This window comes from Hydrogenophaga pseudoflava, from assembly GCF_004353865.1.
In the GTDB taxonomy this organism is placed as follows: domain Bacteria; phylum Pseudomonadota; class Gammaproteobacteria; order Burkholderiales; family Burkholderiaceae_C; genus Hydrogenophaga; species Hydrogenophaga pseudoflava.
In genome coordinates this window covers 3,213,181-3,232,956 of the sequence record NZ_CP037867.1, presented here as the reverse complement: position 1 = coordinate 3,232,956, position 19,776 = coordinate 3,213,181, and the positions used below count along the sequence as shown (strand labels likewise).

Annotated in this window: 23 protein-coding genes; 13 read left to right on the top strand and 10 right to left on the bottom strand. The window is 69.1% G+C overall.

Features of this window, described 5'->3' with window-relative positions:
* Positions 1–197: 197 nt before the first annotated feature.
* From HPF_RS15480 to HPF_RS15470, 3 genes are read right to left on the bottom strand one after another with little or no spacing between them, the layout of a single operon-like run.
* Positions 198–995 carry a dioxygenase family protein gene (locus tag HPF_RS15480; protein WP_133157093.1) on the bottom strand — a complete coding sequence of 266 codons (798 nt, stop codon included), beginning with the start codon at positions 993–995 and terminating at the stop codon, positions 198–200.
* On the bottom strand, positions 995–1,438 hold the full coding sequence (locus HPF_RS15475; protein WP_066151743.1) for a DoxX family protein: 444 nt from the start codon (positions 1,436–1,438) through the stop codon (positions 995–997). Before HPF_RS15475 ends, HPF_RS15480 begins: the two co-directional genes overlap by 1 nt.
* A 39-nt stretch (positions 1,439–1,477) precedes the next feature.
* A complete protein-coding gene (locus HPF_RS15470; protein WP_133157092.1) occupies positions 1,478–2,110 on the bottom strand; it encodes an NADPH-dependent F420 reductase in 633 nt (210 codons plus the stop codon).
* A 121-nt stretch (positions 2,111–2,231) separates the two neighbouring features.
* On the opposite strand from HPF_RS15470, the gene HPF_RS15465 reads away from it, so the two are divergent.
* The 7 genes from HPF_RS15465 to sufT all read left to right on the top strand — a co-directional run bounded on the left by HPF_RS15465 (position 2,232) and on the right by sufT (position 9,174).
* Positions 2,232–3,140, top strand: a complete 909-nt coding sequence (locus HPF_RS15465) for a LysR family transcriptional regulator (protein WP_133157091.1) — start codon at positions 2,232–2,234, stop codon at positions 3,138–3,140.
* 206 nt (positions 3,141–3,346) lie between these two features.
* Positions 3,347–4,801 (top strand): Fe-S cluster assembly protein SufB, encoded by a 1,455-nt coding sequence (gene sufB / locus HPF_RS15460; RefSeq protein WP_133157090.1) that lies wholly within the window; start codon positions 3,347–3,349, stop codon positions 4,799–4,801.
* Positions 4,802–4,835: 34 nt separating this feature from the next.
* Positions 4,836–5,606 carry a Fe-S cluster assembly ATPase SufC gene (gene sufC, locus HPF_RS15455; protein ID WP_133157089.1) on the top strand — a complete coding sequence of 257 codons (771 nt, stop codon included), beginning with the start codon at positions 4,836–4,838 and terminating at the stop codon, positions 5,604–5,606.
* A gap of 2 nt (positions 5,607–5,608) precedes the next feature.
* On the top strand, positions 5,609–6,913 hold the full coding sequence (locus tag HPF_RS15450) for a SufD family Fe-S cluster assembly protein (protein WP_133157088.1): 1,305 nt from the start codon (positions 5,609–5,611) through the stop codon (positions 6,911–6,913).
* Positions 6,906–8,162, top strand: coding sequence for an aminotransferase class V-fold PLP-dependent enzyme (locus HPF_RS15445; RefSeq protein WP_133157087.1), 1,257 nt, complete (start codon positions 6,906–6,908; stop codon positions 8,160–8,162). The genes HPF_RS15450 and HPF_RS15445 overlap by 8 nt, the downstream gene beginning before the upstream one ends.
* The gene (gene sufU, locus HPF_RS15440) at positions 8,159–8,632 is read left to right on the top strand and encodes a Fe-S cluster assembly sulfur transfer protein SufU (protein ID WP_133157086.1); all 474 of its coding nucleotides are present in this window, start codon (positions 8,159–8,161) and stop codon (positions 8,630–8,632) included. Before HPF_RS15445 ends, sufU begins: the two co-directional genes overlap by 4 nt.
* On the top strand, positions 8,629–9,174 hold the full coding sequence (sufT, locus tag HPF_RS15435; RefSeq protein ID WP_133157085.1) for a putative Fe-S cluster assembly protein SufT: 546 nt from the start codon (positions 8,629–8,631) through the stop codon (positions 9,172–9,174). Before sufU ends, sufT begins: the two co-directional genes overlap by 4 nt.
* 54 nt (positions 9,175–9,228) lie before the next feature.
* Here sufT and fdxA read toward each other — a convergent pair whose 3' ends face one another.
* From fdxA to HPF_RS15420, 3 genes are read right to left on the bottom strand one after another with little or no spacing between them, the layout of a single operon-like run.
* Complete coding sequence (gene fdxA / locus HPF_RS15430; protein WP_079365591.1) at positions 9,229–9,552, bottom strand: ferredoxin FdxA; 324 nt, start codon at positions 9,550–9,552, stop codon at positions 9,229–9,231.
* A 13-nt stretch (positions 9,553–9,565) separates the two neighbouring features.
* Positions 9,566–9,862: a DUF2249 domain-containing protein gene (locus tag HPF_RS15425; RefSeq protein ID WP_066151723.1), complete on the bottom strand. Its 297-nt coding sequence runs from the start codon at positions 9,860–9,862 to the stop codon at positions 9,566–9,568.
* 46 nt (positions 9,863–9,908) lie between these two features.
* A complete protein-coding gene (locus tag HPF_RS15420) occupies positions 9,909–11,126 on the bottom strand; it encodes an NnrS family protein (protein ID WP_133157084.1) in 1,218 nt (405 codons plus the stop codon).
* Between the two features lie 122 nt (positions 11,127–11,248).
* Here HPF_RS15420 and HPF_RS15415 point away from each other — a divergent pair, with 122 nt between their 5' ends.
* Positions 11,249–11,752, top strand: coding sequence for an Rrf2 family transcriptional regulator (locus tag HPF_RS15415; RefSeq protein ID WP_079365593.1), 504 nt, complete (start codon positions 11,249–11,251; stop codon positions 11,750–11,752).
* Entirely contained in the window at positions 11,749–12,159 is a 411-nt protein-coding gene (locus HPF_RS15410) for a hemerythrin domain-containing protein (protein ID WP_133157083.1), read from the top strand. Before HPF_RS15415 ends, HPF_RS15410 begins: the two co-directional genes overlap by 4 nt.
* 89 nt (positions 12,160–12,248) lie before the next feature.
* On the opposite strand, the gene HPF_RS15405 is transcribed toward HPF_RS15410, so the two are convergent.
* The 4 genes from HPF_RS15405 to HPF_RS15390 form a co-directional block, all read right to left on the bottom strand.
* Positions 12,249–14,417: a copper-transporting P-type ATPase gene (locus HPF_RS15405; RefSeq protein ID WP_133157082.1), complete on the bottom strand. Its 2,169-nt coding sequence runs from the start codon at positions 14,415–14,417 to the stop codon at positions 12,249–12,251.
* 10 nt (positions 14,418–14,427) lie between these two features.
* Positions 14,428–15,477, bottom strand: a complete 1,050-nt coding sequence (locus HPF_RS15400; protein ID WP_243721590.1) for a YVTN family beta-propeller repeat protein — start codon at positions 15,475–15,477, stop codon at positions 14,428–14,430.
* Between the two features lie 37 nt (positions 15,478–15,514).
* Positions 15,515–15,928: a hypothetical protein gene (locus HPF_RS15395; RefSeq protein ID WP_133157081.1), complete on the bottom strand. Its 414-nt coding sequence runs from the start codon at positions 15,926–15,928 to the stop codon at positions 15,515–15,517.
* 98 nt (positions 15,929–16,026) lie between these two features.
* Positions 16,027–16,548 carry a c-type cytochrome gene (locus HPF_RS15390; protein WP_424955178.1) on the bottom strand — a complete coding sequence of 174 codons (522 nt, stop codon included), beginning with the start codon at positions 16,546–16,548 and terminating at the stop codon, positions 16,027–16,029.
* Positions 16,549–16,638: 90 nt separating this feature from the next.
* Between HPF_RS15390 and HPF_RS15385 the strand changes: the two genes are divergently transcribed.
* From HPF_RS15385 to HPF_RS15370, 4 genes are all read left to right on the top strand, one after another.
* A complete protein-coding gene (locus tag HPF_RS15385; protein WP_066151709.1) occupies positions 16,639–17,325 on the top strand; it encodes a heavy metal response regulator transcription factor in 687 nt (228 codons plus the stop codon).
* Positions 17,325–18,704, top strand: a complete 1,380-nt coding sequence (locus tag HPF_RS15380; RefSeq protein WP_079365602.1) for a heavy metal sensor histidine kinase — start codon at positions 17,325–17,327, stop codon at positions 18,702–18,704. The genes HPF_RS15385 and HPF_RS15380 overlap by 1 nt, the downstream gene beginning before the upstream one ends.
* Positions 18,705–18,854: 150 nt before the next feature.
* Positions 18,855–19,268, top strand: coding sequence for a PepSY domain-containing protein (locus tag HPF_RS15375; protein WP_127806202.1), 414 nt, complete (start codon positions 18,855–18,857; stop codon positions 19,266–19,268).
* 27 nt (positions 19,269–19,295) lie between these two features.
* A complete protein-coding gene (locus HPF_RS15370; protein WP_066151703.1) occupies positions 19,296–19,772 on the top strand; it encodes a DUF2271 domain-containing protein in 477 nt (158 codons plus the stop codon).
* The last annotated feature ends 4 nt before the right edge of the window (positions 19,773–19,776 follow it).

The window sequence follows — 19,776 nt, the reverse complement described above, 5'->3', positions numbered from 1 at the left end:
TTTCCTGGCTGAAGTACCGCACGGACGGGATGGCGGTGCCCGCTCCGATTTCGATCACCACCGGGCGCGTGACCTCGCCCAGCCATCGCTGCTGCTGACGCCACTGCGACCGGGTCGGTCCTTCGATCCACTCGCCATCTCCAAACATCAGGATGTTGGGTCTGGCCAGGGTGTCTGTCGCCTAGTTCTGGAAGACTTCAGGCGGCGGCCAGGCCGAACGCGTAGGAATCCATGGCCAGCACGCCATGCGCAATGCCGCCTTCGATCACGGTGGCCGGCGGGGCGCCGGCGCCGGCATCGGCCGCACCGGCCGCCACCAGCAGTGGCCAGAAGTGCTCCGCCGTCGGATGCGCACGCCGGGCACCCGGAGCGTCGTCCAGCGTGCGCAGCAGGCGGGCGTTGTCGCCTTGTTCCACCGCTTCGCGCACCCAGCCGGCGAATGCAGACACATAGGCTTCATCGGCACCATGGCTTGAGCGGAACTCGTACAGGTTGTGCGTGAGGCTGCCCGAACCGACGATCAGCACACCGTCCTCGGCCAGCGGGGCCAATGCCTGCCCGAAGGCCCAGGCGCGCGGCGCATCCAGCCGCGAGGGCAGTGAGACCTGGAACACCGGCACCTCAGCCTCCGGGAACAGGTGCAGCAGCGGCACCCAGGCGCCATGGTCCAGGCCGCGCCGCTCGTCGGCCTGCGCCGACCATCCCGCCTTCGAGAGTCGCTCGATGGCGCGCCGGGCCAGTGCGGCGTGGCCTGAGGCCGGGTAGCTCAGCTGGTACAGCGCCGGATCGAATCCGCCGAAGTCGTGGATGGTGCCGGGCTGTGCAGCGGTGCCCACACGTGGCGTGGGCGTCATCCAGTGCGGTGACACCACCAGCACAGCCTGCGGACGGGGCAGGTAGCGGCCCAGCGCCGTCAGCCGGGGGCCGGCCACGCCGGGGTCGATGGCAAACGTGGGTGCACCGTGCGAGACAAACAGGCTGGGCAGGCGTGGCATCAGCGTTCTCCGGTGAGGGTCCGGTCGACCGAGAGTCGGCCGCCACCGCTGAACAGCAGGGACAGCGAGGCCGCGAACAGGGCCAGTGCGTATTCGTAGCCGCCCTTGTCCATGAAGAAGCCGTTGCCGATGTGCACCGCGAAGATGGCGATCAGCATCGCGAAGGCCAGGGCCGCGGCCGCCGGGCGAACCAGCAGACCCAGGATCAGCGCCAGGCCACCGAAGAACTCGGCCGCGCCGGCCAGCAGGGCCATCAGGTAGCCCGGGTTCAGGCCCACGGAGCCGAAGAACTGGCCGGTGCCTTCCAGGCCGTAGCCGCCGAACCAGCCGAACAGCTTTTGCGCGCCGTGTGCGGCGAAGATGATGCCCACGGGAATGCGCAAGGCGAGGGCGGCCGAGCCGTTGTCGGTGGCCAGGATGCGGTGCAGGAACGAGTTGCTCATGATGATCTCCGTTGAAGGTGTGGCGGGTGGGGGTGGTGTTCAGGCCTTGTGGACCCAGGTCGGCGCGATGGCGGTGCCCAGACCCGCGCCATAGCCCAGGTAGATGTTCAGGCCAGCCAGTGGTTCCAGGTAGCGTGCGTTCTTCAGACCGCCGGCGTCGACCACCTCGAAGCCCATGCTCTGGGCCAGCGCGGTGGCGGTCTGTTTGGCGCGGGCACTGTCGCTGGCCACGAAGACGGTGACCTTGCGGCCATCGCCGAAGTCGGCGCCGTCGCTGAGCACCTGGGCAAAGACGGTGTTGAAGCCCTTGACCACCTCGGCGCCGGGGACGGCCCTGGCGATTTCTTCCGCGGCCGAACTGCTGTGGCCCAGGGTCAGCCCCATGTAGTCGGCGGTCAGCGGATTGGTGATGTCGATGACGACCTTGCCCTGCAGATCGCCCACGGCCTGCAGCGCAGCGGTGGCGTCGCCGTAGCCGGTGGCCAGCACGACGGCGTCGGCCCCGTTGGCCGCGCCGGCCACCGCGACGGCTTGGGCGCCGGGGTGGGCCGCTGCGACCTGTGCCGCCTTGGCGCTGTCGCGGGCGGTGACGCTGACCTGGTGGCCGGCGAGAACGAGTTGCTTGACGAAGGCCGAGCCCATGTTGCCGGCGCCGATGATGGTGACTTTCATGATGTGTCCTTTGGGTTGAAGCAGCGGCTTGCTGCGATGGACTGAACTTTAAAATCCCGTCATCAATAGATAAAGACTTCAGGAGTGAATTGACTGTCCCGAATGACGGCACAATAGGCGCATGGATCGGTTTCAGGAAATGCGCGCTTTTGTCGCCGTGGTCGATGCGGGCAGCTTTGTGCGCGCGGCCGAAGCGCTGGACATCTCGAAGACCGCCGTGTCGCGGCTGGTCGGCGACCTCGAGACCCGGCTGGGCGTGAGGCTGCTGCACCGCACGACACGCAAGCTGTCGCTCACGCCCGAGGGTGAGCTCTTTCACGAACGCTGCCGCCAGCTGGTCGACGGTGTGGCCGAGGCCGAGGCCGAGTTGTCCACCCACGCGGGCGAGGCCATCGGACAGTTGCGCGTCAACGTGCCGGTCACCTTCGGCCTGCTGCACCTGGCGCCGCTGTGGCCGGCCTTCATGGCGCAGCACCCGAAAGTGACGCTGGACGTGACGCTGTCCGACCGCCTGGTCGATCTGGTCGACGAGGGCTTCGATGTGGCGGTCCGCATTGCGCGCCTCCAGGTGTCCTCGCTCATCAGCCGGCAGCTGACCACGACGCGGCTGATCCTGTGCGCCTCGCCGGAGTACCTTCGCCGGCACGGCGCGCCCCGGCATCCGGCCGAGCTGGCCGGGCACTCGGTGATCGCCTATTCGTTGCTGGCCGCGGGGGACCAGTGGGAATTCTTTTCGTCGCAGGGGTCCAGGGAACCGATCCAGGTGAAGGTGTCGCCCCGCATGCGCACCAACAGCGGCGACACCTGCACCGCCGCCGCCCTGCAGCACATGGGCCTGGTGCTGCAACCCTCGTTTCTCGTCGGGCCGCACCTGGACTCGGGCGCGCTGGTGGAGGTCATGCCCGGCTTCCGCTCCACCGAACTCGGTGTGTACGCGGTCTACCCGAGCCGCCGGCAACTGACCCCCAAGGTCCGTGCGCTCATCGACTTCCTGGTGGACGCGTTCCGCATGCGGGCCTGGCCGGCCTGAGACATCGGCAGGGGAGCGTGCAGCGCGCGACAGGGTGACGGCTGCACCGGCAATGACCCTGGCAGACAAGCGGTCAACGCCGCTTTTTGTGGTCATCGGCATTAAAGATGCATATCATATGAATCTTTAAAAGAGGGTGCAGATCAACACCAAAACCACTTTGGTGGCGCATCGAATCTGCACCCCATCGCCGCAGGAGCCCCACCATGACCACTGTTGAACAGGCACCGCCGCTGACCCAGGCGTTGCATCAGCCCTACCAGCACGGCTTCGTCACCGACGTGGAGAGCGACTCGCTGCCACCGGGGCTGGACGCCGACACCGTGCGCGCCATCTCGCGCCGCAAGCGCGAACCCGAGTTCCTGCTGCAATGGCGCCTGGCGGCACTGGAGCGCTGGCAGACCATGGAGCATCCGCACTGGGGCCAGCTGCGCATCGAGCCCGTGGACTTTCAAGCGCTGAGCTACTACTCGGCGCCAAAGTCCCAGAAGGACGGCCCCAAGAGCCTGGCCGAGGTCGACCCCAAGCTGCTGGAGACCTACGAAAAACTTGGCGTGCCGCTGCACGAGCGGGCGCGGCTGGCCGGTGTGGCGGTGGACGCGGTGTTCGACTCGGTGTCCGTGGGCACCACCTTCCGCGAACAGCTGGCCGAAGTCGGCGTGATCTTCTGTTCGTTCTCGCACGCGGTGCAACACCACCCCGAACTGATCGAACGCTACCTCGGCACCGTGGTGCCACCGGGCGACAACTTCTATGCCGCACTGAATTCGGCGGTGTTTTCCGACGGCTCCTTCGTCTACATCCCCAAGGGCGTGCGCTGCCCGATGGAGCTGTCGTCGTACTTCCGCATCAACGCCGCCAACACCGGCCAGTTCGAGCGCACGCTGATCATTGCCGAAGAGGGCAGCCATGTGAGCTACCTCGAAGGCTGCACCGCACCGCAGCGCGACCAGCACCAGCTGCACGCGGCGGTGGTCGAGCTGGTGGCGCACGACGATGCCCACATCAAGTACTCGACGGTGCAGAACTGGTACCCCGGCGACGAACAGGGCCGCGGCGGCATCTACAACTTCGTCACCAAGCGCGGTCTGTGTGCGGGCCAGCGCTCGCACATCGCCTGGACACAGATCGAGACCGGTTCGGCCATCACCTGGAAGTACCCGAGCGTGGTGCTGCGCGGCGACGATTCGCGCGGCGAGTTCCATTCGATCGCCGTGAGCAACCATTTCCAGCAGGCCGACACCGGCACCAAGATGATCCATCTGGGCCGCAACACCAAGAGCCGCATCGTCTCCAAAGGCATCAGCGCGGGGCACGCCCAGAACAGCTACCGCGGCCTGGTGCGCGTGGCGCCCACCGCGAGCGGTGCCCACAACCACACGCAGTGCGACTCGCTGCTCATCGGCCCGGACTGCGGAGCCCACACCTTCCCGTACATCGAGGCCGCGCGCGACGACGCCATGGTGGAACACGAAGCGACCACCACCCGCATTTCCGAAGAGCGCCTGTTCTATTGCCAGCAGCGCGGCATCCACCCGCAGGACGCCACCGCCCTCATCGTCGGCGGCTTCTGCCAGGCGGTGCTGGACGAGCTGCCGATGGAGTTCGCGCTCGAAGCCAAGGCGCTGCTGGCCGTCTCGCTCGAAGGCGCCGTCGGCTGAGCCCCACCCCCCGATTTCCCAGGAGAGAACCACCATGACCCATGCCGAACCCCTGTTGCAGGTGCGCGATCTGCGCGTTGACGTTGGCGGCCGCCACGTGTTGAAGTCGATCTCGCTCGATGTCCCCGCCGGTGCGCTGGTGGTGCTCATGGGCGCCAACGGCAGCGGCAAGAGCACGCTGGGCCTGACGCTGGCCGGCCATCCGCGCTACAGCGTGGTCGGCGGCGAAGCCCGCTTTGCGGGCCAGGACCTGCTGGCCATGAGCCCCGAGGCGCGTGCCCGCGCCGGGCTGTTTGTGTCGTTCCAGGCGCCCCCCGAGATCCCGGGTGTGAAGAACAACCTGTTCATCCGCACGGCCCTGAACGCCGTGCGCGAGGCGCGCGGCGAAGCGCCGCTGGATGCCTTCGATTTCCTGGGCGATGCGCGGGCCACGGCCACCCGTCTGGGCCTGCCCGAGGCGATGCTGGCGCGCCCCGTCAACGACGGTTTTTCGGGCGGCGAGCGCAAGCGCAACGAACTGCTGCAGCTGGCCCTGCTGCGGCCGCGCCTGGCATTGCTGGACGAGATCGATTCCGGCATGGACGTGGATGGCTCCCGCGCGGTGGTGGAGCTGGTGCAGTCGCTGCGGGCGCAGGGCACGGCCTTCGTGGTGGTGTCGCACTACCTGCACCTGATCGAATCGCTGCAGCCCGACGCGGTGCTGCGGCTGGACCAGGGCTGCATCGCCGAGACCGGCGACCTGGAACTGGCCCGCCAGATCGAGCGGACCGGGTTCGCACGCACGGCCGACGCGCTGGAGGTCTGAGCATGGACACCGCACGCGCCGACATCCTGGCCGCCCGCCACCGACTGGAAGACGCCGGCTGGGTTCCCCGCAACGCCGATGCGTTTCGCCATCTGCCGCCACCCCCGGCCGCCGTCTGGCTGGGCGAGGCGCCCGAAGCCACATCGACCCCCTGCGACGCCCACCCGCTGAGCGGCGCTGGGTGGACATTGCACCCGCTGGGCGACACGCCGCAAGGCCGTGTGGATGCCCGCTGGCTCGACGCCGCCGACCCGGCGCAGCGCCAGGAGCTGTTCGCCGGTCTGCCGCTGCCGACCCACCCCGATGGCGCGATGGCCCCCGACACCATCGCCCAGCACGACGCCGCGCCGTTCACCTGGGTGCATCGCGCGCTGTGCCGTCGCGGCTTGCGGCTGCGCATTGGCGGTGAACACGCCAACAGCCGCGGTGCGGCCGAGACGGTGTGGATACAGCTGAGGCACCAGCCACGCAGCGCGGTCGAAGCGCCGATGCTGGTGATCGATGTGCAGGAGGGCGTGCACTGCGTGCTGGTGGAAACCCATCACCGTGAACCGGTGGCCTGCGAACAGCCGGTGGTGCAGAACCTGCACGCCCACATCCGCCTGGGCGCGGGCGCCACGCTGCAGCACCTGCGCAGCGTGCGCCCCGGCGCCGCCGACCAGGTTGCCCACCATCTGCAGCTGCAGCTGGGGCAGGGCGCGCGCTACGAACAGGGCCTGATCGCCACCGGTGGCCGCTACCACCTGCAACGCCAGGAAGTTGGGCTGGCGGGCGAGCGTGCCCAGGCCCACAGTGCGGGCCTGCTGCTGGCGGCCGCCGCCAACGTCGAACAACAGGTGCGCATGCTGCACACCGGCGAGCGCACCCACAGCACCATCGAGACGCTGGCGCTGGCCAGTGGCGCGGCGCGCGCAGTGGTCAACGCCCACACCCGCATCGCACCCCATGCCGCCGACGCCGAGGTGCGGCAGCGGCTCACGGGCGTGCCCACCGGCGGCCAGCCCCGGCTGGTGCTGCGCCCGCACCTGGAGATCCACCACGACCAGGTGCAGGCGGCCCACGGGGCCACCTGGGGCGCCCTGCCAGAGGACGCGCTGTTCTATGCGCGCCAGCGGGGCCTGGACGAACGCAGCGCGCGCGGGCTGATCATCGAAGGCATGGCCACGGCCTTGCTCTCGCGGGCGTTGGGCGATCCCCAGGTCATCGAGTCGCTGGGCCTCGCGGGCCTGCTGCGCGAGGTGGTGGCCCAGCACCTGAGCGGCGACCCCGCCGCCCCCATGGCCCAGCCGGAGGCCGCACATGGGTGACGCCTTCTTGATCGATCCTCTCGCGCCCGATACCGTGCGCACGCAGTTCCCGGTGCTCGCGCAGCGCATCCACGGCGCGGAGCTGGCCTACCTCGACAACGCGGCCACCACCCAGATGGCCCTGCCGGTGCAGGACGCGATGCGCGCCTTCGAGCAGCACGACCGGGCCAACATCCACCGCGGCGTGCACGTGCTGAGCCAGCGCGCCACCGATGCGTTCGAGCACGCGCGCAGCACGCTCAAACGCTTCGTCGGCGCGGGCGCAGACCACGAGCTGGTGTTCACCTCGGGCACCACCGATGCGCTGAACATGGTGGCCCATGGGCTCTCCACCCGCGGCGTGCGGCCGGCCTGGCTGCAGGCGGGCGACGAGATCGTGGTCAGCGGCCTGGAACACCACGCCAACCTCGTGCCCTGGCAGCAGGCGGCGCGGCGCACCGGGGCCGTGCTGCGCGTGCTGCGGCCCGATGCCCAGGGACGGCTGCACGCCGCCGACCTGCGCCGCCTGCTCAACCCCCGCACCCGCGTGCTGGCGCTCACCGCCTGCGCCAACGCCACCGGTGAGCGGCCGCCCTACGAGGACTTGCTCCAGCTCGCCGCCGGCGCGGGCGCGCTGACCGTGCTCGACGCGGCCCAGGCCGTGGCCCACGGTGGGCCCGCGCTGTCGTCGCTGGCCTGCGACTTCATGGCCTTCTCGGGCCACAAGATGTACGGGCCCATGGGCACCGGCGCACTGGTGGGGCGGCGTGCCGCGCTGGAACGCCTGGAGCCCCTGCGCTACGGCGGTGACATGGTGGCCTGGGTCAGCGCCACCGACGCCAGCTTTGCCGAACTGCCCGCGCGGCTGGAAGGCGGCACGCCCAACGTCGCGGGCGCGATCGGCATGGCCGCTGCGGCGGCCTTCATCGACGAGGTCGGGCGCGATCGCATCGACGCCCACCTGAACGCGCTGCGCGAACACGCGGTGGCGGGTCTGACCGAGCTGCCCGGCATCACGGTGCTGTCGGCCCACAGCCGCGCATCGGCCATCGTCTCGTTTGTCGCCGACGGCGTGCACCCTCACGACATCGGCACCCTGCTGGACCAGCGCGGCATCGCCGTGCGCACCGGCCACCACTGTGCCCAGCCGCTGCTCGAACACCTGGGCCTGGGGCCCACCACGCGCGCCTCGTTCGCGCTCTACAACACGCACGCCGAGGTGGAGCGCCTGCTCGCCGGCGTCGCGCACGCCATGAAGGTGTTGCAATGACTTCAGAAACCGCCGCCGAACTCGACCTCTACCAGGAGGTGGTGATGGACCACAAGCGCGCGCCGCGCCACTTCGGTGCGCTGGCCGCGCCGACCCACCAGGCGCGCGGCCAGAACCCGCAATGTGGTGACGACCTGCAGGTGGCCCTGGTGGTCGACAACGGGCGGGTGGGCGACATCCGCTTCCAGGGCCAGGGCTGCGCGATCTGCATCGCGTCCGCTTCCATGATGACCGAGGCGGTTCTGGGGCAGGAGGTGGCGCAGGCCCAGGCCCTGCAAGCGCGCTTTCGGGCCGTGCTCACGGGCCAGATGGCGCCCGAAGAGGCGCACCTGGGCAAGCTGGTCAGCCTGGCGGGCGTGCGCCACTACCCCGGCCGCATCAAGTGCGCGCTGCTGGGCTGGCACGCCCTGATGCACGCGCTGGGCGCCGAGGCCGGCAGCGCCAGCAACGCGCCGGAGGTCACGCCATGAGCGCGCCCCGCGAACGGGCGGTGGTCACGCGCACGGTGGCGGTGACCTGCGTGCCCGACGGAACCCCCGCGGAACTGACGGCCGGCACACTGGTGCAGATCACCCAGGCGCTGGGCGCGGCGTTCACCCTGCTGGTGGACGGCCAGCTGATGCGCCTGGCGGGTGCCGATGCCGACGCCATCGGCAAGCCGGTGCCTGTGGCGCCGGTGCTGGCGGACGTGGAGGGGCCTGAGGGTGTGCGGGCACAGGTCTGGCAGACGCTCAAGACCTGCTACGACCCGGAGATTCCGGTCGACATCGTAGAGCTCGGTCTGGTCTATGGGTGCGACGTGCTGCCAACGGACGGCGACGGGTTCAAGGTGTCGATCAGGATGACCTTGACGGCGCCCGGCTGCGGCATGGGCGACATGCTGGTGGACGAGATCCACGAAAAGCTGCTGGCCTTGCCCCAGGTGGCCGATGTCGACCTGGAGTTCGTGTTCGATCCGCCCTGGGACCGCTCCCGCATGTCCGAAGCCGCGATGCTGTCACTGGGCTTGTGACACAGCCCGGCCCGGATCGCGGGCACAGAGCCCGCCCATCCGGGCCGGGCGGATTCAGCGTTCGAGCTGGTCGCGTTTGTCCTGGACCGTGCTCCAGGTGTCGGCGTCGGGCAGCGCCGGCTTGGTCCGTGTGATCGGCTTCCACACGCGCGCCAGCTCGGCGTTGAGCGGTGTGAAGTCCCGCTGGTCGTTGGGAACGTCTTCTTCGGCGTAGATCGCCGAGACAGGGCACTCCGGGACACAGACCGCGCAGTCGATGCAGTCGTCGGGATCGATCACCAGGAAGTTCGGTCCTTCCCGGAATGCGTCCACCGGACAGACATCGACGCAGTCGGTGTACTTGCACCGGATGCACGATTCGGTCACCACAAAGGTCATGGTTGGCTCCCGGTCAGCCGCCGCACGAGCCGCAGCAGGAATCCACCCCGTGCACAGGCTGGCTGTCGGCCGGTTTGGCGATCTGCACGCGCCACTGTTCAGGGCCGCTTTCCAGCATGGTCCAGCTGAAGGCGCCATAGAGGCCGCTCTCGAACTGCCCGCGCAGCGGCTGCGGGTTGTGGTCGTTGATGAGCTCCATGGCCGCGCCGGGTGGCAGGGCCTTGAAGGTGGAGAACACCAGCGAGTGGCGTTCGCGCGGCGCAATGCTGCGCAGGTCGACGGTGGGGGTGGGAGCGGTGATGGTGTTCATGAGCAGTTCCTTGAGTGGTTGAAGAGGGAAGGGTTGAGAAAGCGCGTCAGCCGTCCTTGCCGTCGAAGCGCGTCTTGAGCAGCCAGGGCGTGTAGATGAAGAGGTAGATCGCAAACGCCACCGACCAGCCGGCGGCAGACAGCACCAGGGCCATGGGCAGCCACGTCGGCAGGGCCAGCGGCAGCAGCACGCGGACGGCGGCCGCCAGCATGACGAGCACATAGGCCGTGGTCTCCGCGCGCGACACCTGCAGCACACGCCCGGTGTGGCCGCGGGCGGTGCGGGTGATCATGCCGATGATGAGACCGGCGGTGGCTCCGATGGCCAGCGCATGCACGCCGGCCGACACGCCGATCCAGCCGAACCGGGCCGCTGCCAGCAAGGCCAGCCCGAAGGGAATCCAGGCGTGCGACAGGTGCAGGATCCAGAGGATCGGGCGGTGCCGTGTGATCGCAGGCCGCCACTGCAGCAGCCGCACCACCTGGGCCAGCGCGGCGAGCAGAAGGGCCAGGCCACCGACCAGGTTCCAGCCCGCGGCGGCGGGTGCGAAAACCCACAGCAGCAAGCCCAGCGCGGTGAGCGCCATCGCGGCGCGCTCCACCGGTGCGCGCACCTGGAGTTTCAGACCCGGCGTCGCGCTCATGGTGAAGGCCGGAATCACCCGGCCCGCGATCACGCACTCGATCATCACGATCAGCGCCAGGGCGGCGTGCAGAGGGACCAGCGGAGAAATCTCCAGGACACCGGTCACGCCCAGGTGAAAGACGCCGTTGGCCAGCGCGAGCAGCATCAGCATGCCCGCCAGCGGCAGGTTGCGCCGGTTGCGCGCGCGCAGCAGCAGGCGGGTGAGCACCGCGGCCACCAGGGGCAGCAGCGCCAGGTCCAGCACGGCATACAGCGTGTAGGGCCCGGTCACGGCGGCCACCCGGGCCGCCAGCCACAACAGGGCCAGGGCACCCAGGAAGGCGCCGCGCGGCGTGGCCAGCCCGGTCCAGGCTTTGACCGCGGTCAGCAGGAAGCCCAGGATGACCGCGATCGCAAAGCCGAACAGCATGTCGTGCGCGTGCCACAGCAGCGGGGGCAGCGCCATCGTGAGGTTCCACTGGCCCAGGAACAGCGCCACCCACAGCGGGATCGCGAGCAGCGCGAACACCGCAGCGCCCAGGTAGAAGGGCCGGAATCCGAGCCTCAGCAGCGGCCAGCCCCGAGGCTGTGGCGCGGCAGAAGGTTCGGACGGGGATGCGTGCAAGGGCAGGGTGGTCATGGTGGGGGGACGTTGCAGAAGCTGTCGGGCCGCTGCAAAGACCTCATAAGAAGCATGTGAAATGAATATTAAACCCAAACGGCCTTTAAAGAAATATACTTGGTACCTCTTTAGGGGCTTCCATGCGACTTGCCGAGTACACCGACTACACCTTGCGCGTGCTGATGTATTGCGCGGCCCGCCCGCACCAGATGGTGACCATCAGCGAGCTGGCCGAACACCACAGGGTCTCCAGAAACCACCTGATGAAGATCGTCACCGACCTCGGTCGACAGGGCGTGCTGGAAACCACGCGCGGTCGCGGTGGCGGACTGCGCCTGCTGAAAGATCCGGCCACGGTGCGCATCGGGGATGTGGTGCGCGCCTCGGAGACCGACTTCCGCCTGGTCGAGTGTTTCGACCCGGGTTCCAACCAGTGCACGCTGTCACCGACCTGCCGCCTGAAGGGCTTGTTCAACGCCGCGCTGGGGGCCTACCTCAGGGAACTTGATGGCACGACCCTGGCCGACCTTGTGGCGCCCGCATCGCCGCGGGGCACCGCGACGGCTGTGCCGGTGGCGGCGCCCCGAAGCCTTCGAAAGCCCACGGGCAAAGCAACACCTGTTCTTCCAAGGAGCCTTCCATGAACATCGACAAACTCAAACACCAGCACCAGGACATCATCGGCGCCATATCGGCCCTTCGGACGCTCGCGCAGGCGGGGGTGGCGCAGAACGCCGCCGACATCGCAAGGCTCGTCGTCAACATGAGCTCCACCATCAAGCTGCACCTGGCCGTCGAAGACCAGGCGCTGTACCCGGCCCTGCGGCGTGGTGGCAACCCCGAGCTGGCGCGCATGGGCCAGCAGTACCAGGAGGACATGGGCCCCATTGCCCAGGCCTACGACGCCTTCGCCCGGCGCTGGAACCGGCCCGAGAGCGTTCGCAGCGACGAGCAGGGCTTCCGCGACGACGCCAACCGTGTGCTGCGCATGGTGCACGAGCGCATGCAGCGCGAGAACCGCGACTTCTATCCGCGCATCGAGGCTGCGTGATCGGCGGAAGGGCCCGCAGCTCCCATCACACGCCGGCCTGGATCACCCCGGGCCTGGCCCGACCGTGAGATGCCCGGGCCGCGTGGTGTCTATCGGCTCCGCAGGCGCAGCGCATTGCCGATCACGGACACCGAACTCAGGCTCATGGCCAGCGCGGCGATCATCGGCGAGAGCAGCCAGCCGGTGAACGGATACAGCAGCCCGGCGGCCAACGGAATGCCCAGCGCGTTGTAGACGAAGGCGAAGCCCAGGTTCTGCTTCATGTTGGCCACGGTGGCCACCGAGAGTTCGCGCGCGGTGGCAATGCCGCGCAGGTCCCCCTTCACCAGGGTGAGCTGGGCGCTGTTCATCGCCACGTCGGTGCCGGTGCCCATGGCGATGCCGACATCGGCGCGGGCCAGCGCCGGGGCGTCGTTGATGCCATCGCCGGCCATGGCCACCACGCGGCCTTCGGCCTGCAGCCGTTCCACGAGCCGGAGCTTGTCGGCCGGCTGCACCTCGCCGTGCACCTCGTCGATGCCCAGGCGCTGGCCCACCGCGTGCGCCGTGGTCAGGCCATCGCCGGTGGCCATCACCACGCGGATGTGCGCGCGGCGCAGCGACGCCAGGGCCTCGGCGGTGGTCGGCTTGACCGGGTCCGACACCGCCAGCAGGCCCGCCAGCCGCCGGTCCACGGCCAGGTACATCACGCTCGCCCCCTGGCTGCGCAGCGCTTCGGCCTCTTTAGCCAGCGCCGCGGTGTCCACGCCCTGCTGGTCCATCAGGACTGTGTTGCCCAGCGCCAGCACCCGCCCGCCCACCACGCCTTGCACGCCGATGCCCGACGCCGAGTCGAACTGCGCGGGCTTCTCCAGCACCAGCCCCTGCTGCCGGGCCGCTGCCACGATGGCCGCTGCCAGGGGGTGTTCGCTGCCCTGGTCCAGGCTGGCCGCCAGCCGCAACACCTCGGTGTCGGAGTGGCCCGCCACGCCCAAGGCGCGTTCGAACCTGGGCTTGCCTTCCGTCAGCGTGCCGGTCTTGTCCACGATCAGGGTGTCGACCTTGCGCAGGTTCTCGATGGCCGCGGCGTCGCGGAACAGCACGCCGTGGCCGGCGCCGCGGCCGGTGGCCACCATGATCGACATCGGCGTGGCCAGCCCCAGCGCACAGGGGCAGGCGATGATGAGCACCGCCACCGCATTGATCAGCGCGTAGACCCAGCTCGGCTCCGGCCCCAGCCAGCCCCAGCCCAGGAAGGTGAGCACCGAGATGCCGACCACCGCCACCACGAAGGTGCCCGCCACCTGGTCGGCCATGCGCTGCATGGGCGCCCGGGAGCGCTGGGCCATGGCCACCATCTGCACGATCTGGGACAGCACGGTGGCCGACCCCACGCGCTCCGACCGCATCACCAGCGCCCCGCTGGTGTTGAGCGTGGCGCCGATCAGCGGGTCGCCCGTCTGTTTGCTGACCGGCAGCGGTTCGCCGGTGAGCATGGATTCGTCGACGGCGCTGCGGCCCTCCACCACCACGCCGTCCACCGGCACCTTTTCGCCCGGGCGCACCCGCAGCAGGTCGCCGACGTGCACATGCGCCAGCGGCACGTCCTCTTCGCTCCCGTCAACGCCGATGCGGCGCGCGGTCTTGGGTGCCAGCCCCAGCAGGGAACGGATGGCGGCCGAGGTCTGGGAGCGGGCCTTGAGCTCCAGCACCTGCCCCAGCAGCGTGAGCGAGATGATCACCGCCGCCGCTTCGAAGTACACCGCCACCCGCCCCATGGACTGGAACGAGGCAGGGAAGGCCTGCGGTGCGACTGTGGCTGCGACGCTGTAGACGAACGCGGCCCCGGTGCCCAGGCCGATCAGGGTCCACATGTTGGGGCTTCGGTGCACCACCGACTGCCAGGCCCGCACGAAGAAGGGCCAGCCCGCCCACAGGACGATGGGCACCGACAACACCAGTTCGATCCAGCTCTGCACCGCCATGTCGAACCAGCCCAGGCGGTGCCCCGCCATCGCCAGCACCGCAACCACCACCGTGAGCGGCAAGGTGGCCCAGAACCGGCGCTGGAAGTCCGCGAGTTCCGGGTTGTCCTGTTCCTCGGCCTCCGGCATCACCGGCTCCAGCGTCATGCCGCACTTGGGACAGTTTCCCGGGTTCGGCTGGCGGATCTCGGGGTGCATGGGGCAGGTGTAGACCGTGCCCGCCGGCAGGGGCGCCGCAGGCGCCGCCGCCTGCGAATGGGCGGCTGGGTGATGGTGGTGGTGCGGCGCATGCATGGGCCTGCTCCTATGGGGTCACGCTGATGCCGTTGGGGCCGGCCCCCACCGGCACGGTGGCGACCGGCTTGTGCGCGGCCAGGTCGATCACGGTGACCGTGTTGTCGTACAGGTTGCTCACATAGGCCAGCCGACCGTCCGCATCGACCACGACCCCGTGCGCACCCCGTCCGGTGCGGATGCTGGCCGTGACCTTGAACGAGGTCAAGTCGATCACGCTCACCGTGCGTCCGGGGGTCTTGCGGTTGCCCTGGTTCGCCACCAGCAGGCGCTGGCTGTCCGGGGTCGCAAACAGCTGGATGGGGCCGTTGCCGACAGGAACCTTGCGCAGCACTTTGCGCGTCCGCGGGTCGATGACGGCCACCTGGTTCTCCTGCGACAGCGACACGAAGGCCAGGCGACCGTCGCCGGTGAACCCCACCTGGGCCGGCCCCTTGCCCACGGGAATGCTCTCGACCTCCTTGCGGCTGGCCGTGTCGATCACGGACACGGTGCCGCCCTTGAGGTTGGCCACATAGGCCAGCTGCCCGTCCGGGCTCAGCCGGATGCCGTGCGGGAACGCGCCGGTGGCGATGGTGGCCACCACCTTCATCGCCCCGGCGTCCACCACGCTGACGGTGTTGTCGCCGCCGTTGGTCACATAGACCCAGCGGCCGTCCGGGGACACCACCACGTGGGCGGGATGGTTGCCGACCGGCACCTTGCCCACCACCGTGTCGGTGGCGGTGTCGATGGCCCAGACCTCGCCGGAGGTGGCCATGGCGGCGTGCGCGGCGCCCGACATGCCCTGGTGGGCCGCATGGCCGGCGTCGGCGGGCGGCGTTCCGTTGTTGGTCACCCAGACCCGCTGCCCGTCGGCGGTGGCCTGGACGTTGTGCGCGCCTGCGCCGACGGTGACGGTGCGCACGGTCTGGCGGGTGTCGGTCGCGATCACGCTGACCGTGCCGTCGGTTTCATTTGCGACGTACACCTTGGGCGCGGCCAGGGCGGCGGAGATCCCGCCCAGGGCGAGGCAGGCGGACAACAGGGTGAATCGCATGGGATGGTTTCGGATGTTCATGTGGGTTCCTCAAGCCCTGACCTGGTCGCCAGACCGGTCACTGGGCGCCTGCGCCAGCGGGCGCCTGCGGCATGCGCTGCATCATCATTTCCATCATGTCCATGCCTTCCTGCATGGCCTTCATGTGTTCGGCCATCAGGGCCTCCCGTTCGGCCGGCGTGGTGGCCGCCGCCATCCGGGTGCGCAGCGACTGCATGGCCGTCATGTGCTGCTGCATGCGCTGCCGCATCTGCGGCATGGACGACATGCCCATGGACATGCCGGCCTGGGGGGCCGCTGTCTGCGGTGGGGTCACGGCGGGTGCCGCCGCGGGCGCAGCGGGCGCGGGCGTGGCCGCTGCAGCGGGTGTGGCCGGGTGGTGCTGGTTGTGGTCGGCAGCCTGCTGCGCTGTGGCGGAGAACGCCGCGCCGGCGACGGCCACGATCAGAAGAGTTCGGGTCAGGGGGGGCATGTCGATTTCCTTTCATGACGGGACGCATGGCGGGATGCCATGTGGTCACTGTAGGAATCGGCCCGGGTCGCCAACATGACCCGAAGATGACAAAAATGTCAGCTGCCGCCCGGCGCACGCTGCGGTGCCTGGCGGTTGACCTCGTCGTGGAGGCGCCGGGTCTCGGGTGTCCAGCGGGACTTGATCCAGGACAGCACGGCCACGATGTCGTCGTCGCTGAGCGTGCCGCCGTAGGCGGGCATGTTGGTCTCATAGTCCGGCAGGCCCGCCGCCCGGGCCACACCGTTTCTGGTGATCTCGAACAGCACCTCGTCGGGGTGGTGCCAGGTGTGGCCGGTTTCATCGTGGGGCGGGGCCGGCAGTCGACCATCGGCGCCGCGCTCGCGCCAGTTGGCCTGTCCTTGCAGGTTGGCTCCGTGGCAACTGGCGCAATGCACGCGGTAGAGCTGCCCACCCCGCGAGAGCAAGGCTGGATCGTCCGGGCGCAGCAGGCCCGCAGGGCGGGCCTCGGATGGGTCGGACAGGCGCCACCACACCAGGGCAGCGGCCACCCCGGCCAGTGCCAGGCCGACCAGTGCCCGGCGCGTGCTCTCGGATTGCAGTGTCACTTCGCGGGCCACCCGACACTTTCCTGTCGGGTGGATTACAAAACGGTCATCTTAGGCCAGGGCGCACGTGGCGCAGGCACACTGGCGGCCAGGAGAACACACGTGAAAATTCTGATCGTTGAAGACGAGCCCAAAGCCGGTGACTACCTCCGGCAAGGCCTGCGCGAGGCGGGCTATGCGGTGGACCTCGTCACCAACGGCGTGGACGGCCTGCACCACGGTCTGCAAGGCGACCACGACCTGTTGATCCTGGACGTCATGCTGCCCGGCATGGACGGGTGGCAGGTGCTGCGCAGCCTGCGCGCCCAGGGGCGCCAGATGCCGGTGCTCTTCCTCACGGCCCGGGACCAGGTCGAGGACCGCGTCAAGGGACTGGAACTGGGGGCCGACGACTACCTGGTCAAACCGTTTTCGTTCGCCGAGCTGCTGGCGCGGGTGCGCACCATCCTGCGGCGGGGCCGCTCCGGCATGGAGGCCACCACCCTGCAGGTGGCCGACCTGGAACTGGACCTGCTGCGCCGGCGCGTGAGCCGGTCCGGCAAGCGCATCGACCTGACGGCCAAGGAATTCGGCCTGCTGGAGCTGCTGATGCGCCGGCAGGGTGAGGTGCTGCCGCGCTCCCTGATTGCGTCCCAGGTGTGGGACATGAACTTCGACAGCGACACCAATGTGATCGAGGTCGCCATGCGCCGCCTGCGGGCCAAGGTGGACGACCCCTTCGAGCCACGGCTGATCCAGACCGTCCGGGGCATGGGGTACGTGCTGGAAGCGCCCGAGGGCGCGCGCTGATGCCGGGACGGCTCTCGCTCACCGCGCGGCTGACCGCGTTCTACACGCTGGTGTCGGCCGCGGTGCTGTTGGGCATGGGCGTGCTGGTGTCGCTGGCCACCGAGCGGCACTTCGTTGAACTGGACCACGACTACCTGAAGGACAAGATCGGTCTGGTCCAGAAGATCGTCCGGGAGTCCCCTTCCCAGGTGGTTTTGTCCACCCGGCTGGACGAACTGCTGGGCAGCCACCACGGCCTCTTCATCGAGCTTCGGCAAGGCGACCGGCTGGTGTACGGCCAGACGGCCCCCGGCTTTCCTGCCAGCCTGCCCACCGCAAGCTCCGGCGCCGATCCCGTCGACTGGTCCGAGGGCGCTCGAACGCTGAGAGGATTGTCGTCCGAGGTCGACGCCCCGCACACGGCGCTGCAGCTGCGCATCGCCCTGGACACGGCCCACCACGCGCACTTTCTGCAGGGCTTGCGCCAGACACTGGCGGTGTACCTGCTGGGCGCCATCCTGGTCAGTGGCCTGCTGGGCTGGTGGGCGGCCCGCCGGGGCCTGGCGCCCCTGCGGGTCATGAAGGAACGCGCCATGACGGTCACGGCCCAGAAGCTGGACCAGCGCATGCCGGTGGACGCGGTGCCGGCGGAGTTCGCCGACCTGGCCCAGAGCCTGAACACCATGCTGGAGCGCCTGCAGGCCGACTTCGCGCGGCTGCAGGAGTTCTCCAGCGACCTGGCGCACGAACTGCGCACCCCCATCAACAACCTGCTGACCCAGACCCAGGTGTCGCTGGCCCAGAAAAGGGACGCGAGCGCCTACCAGGACATCCTCGCCTCCAACGCCGAAGAGTTCCAGCGGCTGGCCCGCATGGTCTCCGACATGCTGTTTCTGGCCAAGACGGAACACGGCATCGAGCTGCCCAACCGGGAGGCGATATCGCTGGACCAGGAAACGCAGGCGCTGTTCGAGTTCTATGACGCGGTGGCCGATGAAAAGTGCATCCGGCTGTCGCTCACCGGCCATGCGGTGGTGATGGGTGACCGGCTGATGGTGCGGCGTGCGATCGGCAACCTGCTGTCCAATGCGCTGCGGCATTCACCGGCCGATGCCGAGGTGGCGGTGGCGATCGAGCAGCAGGGTGCGAACACCACGCTGTGCCTCACCAACACGGGGGTCACCATCTCTCCCGAAGTGCTGCCGCGGCTGTTCGACCGCTTCTTCCGGGTGGACAAATCGCGCAGCCACCCGGAGTCCGACGGCGCCGGCCTGGGCCTGTCGATCACCCAGGCCATCATGGCGGCTCATGGCGGTGCCGTGACGGCCCGTTCCAGCCATGGCCGCACGACCTTCTGCCTCGTGTTCGCTGGTTCGCATCCGGACCGGGCTCCCGTCTGACGCCACCCGGGCCCGCCCCCTTGTGGTGGTCGCTGAACGCATCCTGAACGGGCCATTCAGCGCCGCTTCAGGGGGGTGGTACAACAATGCCATGCATCCACAGCAGATGCGGTGAACGCAGGCTGACCGATCCCTTTTCAGGAGCGTCCCATGAAGTACCACCTCGCTTTGCGCCATGGCGTGCTGGCCGTGTCCCTGGGGCTGGCCACCCTGACCAGCTGGGCCGGTGACGATTGCGACGCGCCGCTGAACCGCTGGCAAACGCGTGAGGCCGTGCGGCAGATGGCCGCGGCACAGGGTTGGCAGATCCAGAGGCTGAAGATCGACGACGGTTGTTACGAGATTCGTGGCACCGATGCCCAGGGGCGCAGCTTCAAGGCCAAGATCGACCCGGAAACCTTGAAGGTGCTGAAGATGAAGCAGGACACCCACCGGCGTGACCGGGACGGGGCGCGAGGCCGCGGTGACGAAGGACGCGTGGACCGTCCGCCGCCACCGGAGCGTGCCGCGGACCCATCGCTTTCGCCAGCCAACGGCACCGCGCCGAGCGGTCAGACCCAGTAAGCCAGCCATCTCTACAGGAGCCTCACCATGTCCAAACCTCTCATGTCCATTCTGGCCACCGCCTGCGCGCTGGCCCTTCCTTCCCTGGCGCACAGCCGTCAGCTCACGCTGGCGGCCCAGCTCAAGAACTACGGCGGCGACGGTGCCTACCTGGCGGCCTATCTCACCGATGCCAAGGGCACCTATGTGCGCACGCTGTGGGTGGCCGGTGGCAAGGCCAAGTACCACAAGCACCTGTCGGACTGGAGCCGTCTCTCGGCCGGGGATGCCAAGCGCCTGAATGGCGTGACCGGCGCCAGCGTGGGGGCCGGGCGCACGCTCAATGTGACCGCCGATCTGGCGGATGCACTGATCGACGCCGGCTACGAAATCCGCATCGACGCCGCGGTGGAAGACATGCGGGACAGCCCGTCGGAAGTCCGGATCCCGCTGTCCACTGCCAACGCGGGCAAGCCGCAGGCCGGCAAGCAGTACATCCAGTCCGTGACCTTCCAGCTCAAGTGATCGG

What these genes read in the sequence shown, in the direction of transcription:
- HPF_RS15450 (WP_133157088.1), top strand. Translation starts at nt 5,609, where the DNA reads ATGGACACCGCACGCGCCGACATCCTGGCCGCCCGCCACCGACTGGAA.
- sufC (WP_133157089.1), top strand. Translation starts at nt 4,836, where the DNA reads ATGACCCATGCCGAACCCCTGTTGCAGGTGCGCGATCTGCGCGTTGAC.
- HPF_RS15405 (WP_133157082.1), bottom strand. Translation starts at nt 14,417, where the DNA reads ATGCATGCGCCGCACCACCACCATCACCCAGCCGCCCATTCGCAGGCG.
- HPF_RS15475 (WP_066151743.1), bottom strand. Translation starts at nt 1,438, where the DNA reads ATGAGCAACTCGTTCCTGCACCGCATCCTGGCCACCGACAACGGCTCG.
- sufU (WP_133157086.1), top strand. Translation starts at nt 8,159, where the DNA reads ATGACTTCAGAAACCGCCGCCGAACTCGACCTCTACCAGGAGGTGGTG.
- HPF_RS15395 (WP_133157081.1), bottom strand. Translation starts at nt 15,928, where the DNA reads ATGCCCCCCCTGACCCGAACTCTTCTGATCGTGGCCGTCGCCGGCGCG.
- HPF_RS15480 (WP_133157093.1), bottom strand. Translation starts at nt 995, where the DNA reads ATGCCACGCCTGCCCAGCCTGTTTGTCTCGCACGGTGCACCCACGTTT.
- HPF_RS15410 (WP_133157083.1), top strand. Translation starts at nt 11,749, where the DNA reads ATGAACATCGACAAACTCAAACACCAGCACCAGGACATCATCGGCGCC.
- HPF_RS15425 (WP_066151723.1), bottom strand. Translation starts at nt 9,862, where the DNA reads ATGAACACCATCACCGCTCCCACCCCCACCGTCGACCTGCGCAGCATT.
- HPF_RS15445 (WP_133157087.1), top strand. Translation starts at nt 6,906, where the DNA reads ATGGGTGACGCCTTCTTGATCGATCCTCTCGCGCCCGATACCGTGCGC.
- HPF_RS15380 (WP_079365602.1), top strand. Translation starts at nt 17,325, where the DNA reads ATGCCGGGACGGCTCTCGCTCACCGCGCGGCTGACCGCGTTCTACACG.
- HPF_RS15415 (WP_079365593.1), top strand. Translation starts at nt 11,249, where the DNA reads ATGCGACTTGCCGAGTACACCGACTACACCTTGCGCGTGCTGATGTAT.
- sufB (WP_133157090.1), top strand. Translation starts at nt 3,347, where the DNA reads ATGACCACTGTTGAACAGGCACCGCCGCTGACCCAGGCGTTGCATCAG.
- HPF_RS15400 (WP_243721590.1), bottom strand. Translation starts at nt 15,477, where the DNA reads ATGAACATCCGAAACCATCCCATGCGATTCACCCTGTTGTCCGCCTGC.
- HPF_RS15420 (WP_133157084.1), bottom strand. Translation starts at nt 11,126, where the DNA reads ATGACCACCCTGCCCTTGCACGCATCCCCGTCCGAACCTTCTGCCGCG.
- sufT (WP_133157085.1), top strand. Translation starts at nt 8,629, where the DNA reads ATGAGCGCGCCCCGCGAACGGGCGGTGGTCACGCGCACGGTGGCGGTG.
- HPF_RS15470 (WP_133157092.1), bottom strand. Translation starts at nt 2,110, where the DNA reads ATGAAAGTCACCATCATCGGCGCCGGCAACATGGGCTCGGCCTTCGTC.
- HPF_RS15370 (WP_066151703.1), top strand. Translation starts at nt 19,296, where the DNA reads ATGTCCAAACCTCTCATGTCCATTCTGGCCACCGCCTGCGCGCTGGCC.
- fdxA (WP_079365591.1), bottom strand. Translation starts at nt 9,552, where the DNA reads ATGACCTTTGTGGTGACCGAATCGTGCATCCGGTGCAAGTACACCGAC.
- HPF_RS15465 (WP_133157091.1), top strand. Translation starts at nt 2,232, where the DNA reads ATGGATCGGTTTCAGGAAATGCGCGCTTTTGTCGCCGTGGTCGATGCG.
- HPF_RS15375 (WP_127806202.1), top strand. Translation starts at nt 18,855, where the DNA reads ATGAAGTACCACCTCGCTTTGCGCCATGGCGTGCTGGCCGTGTCCCTG.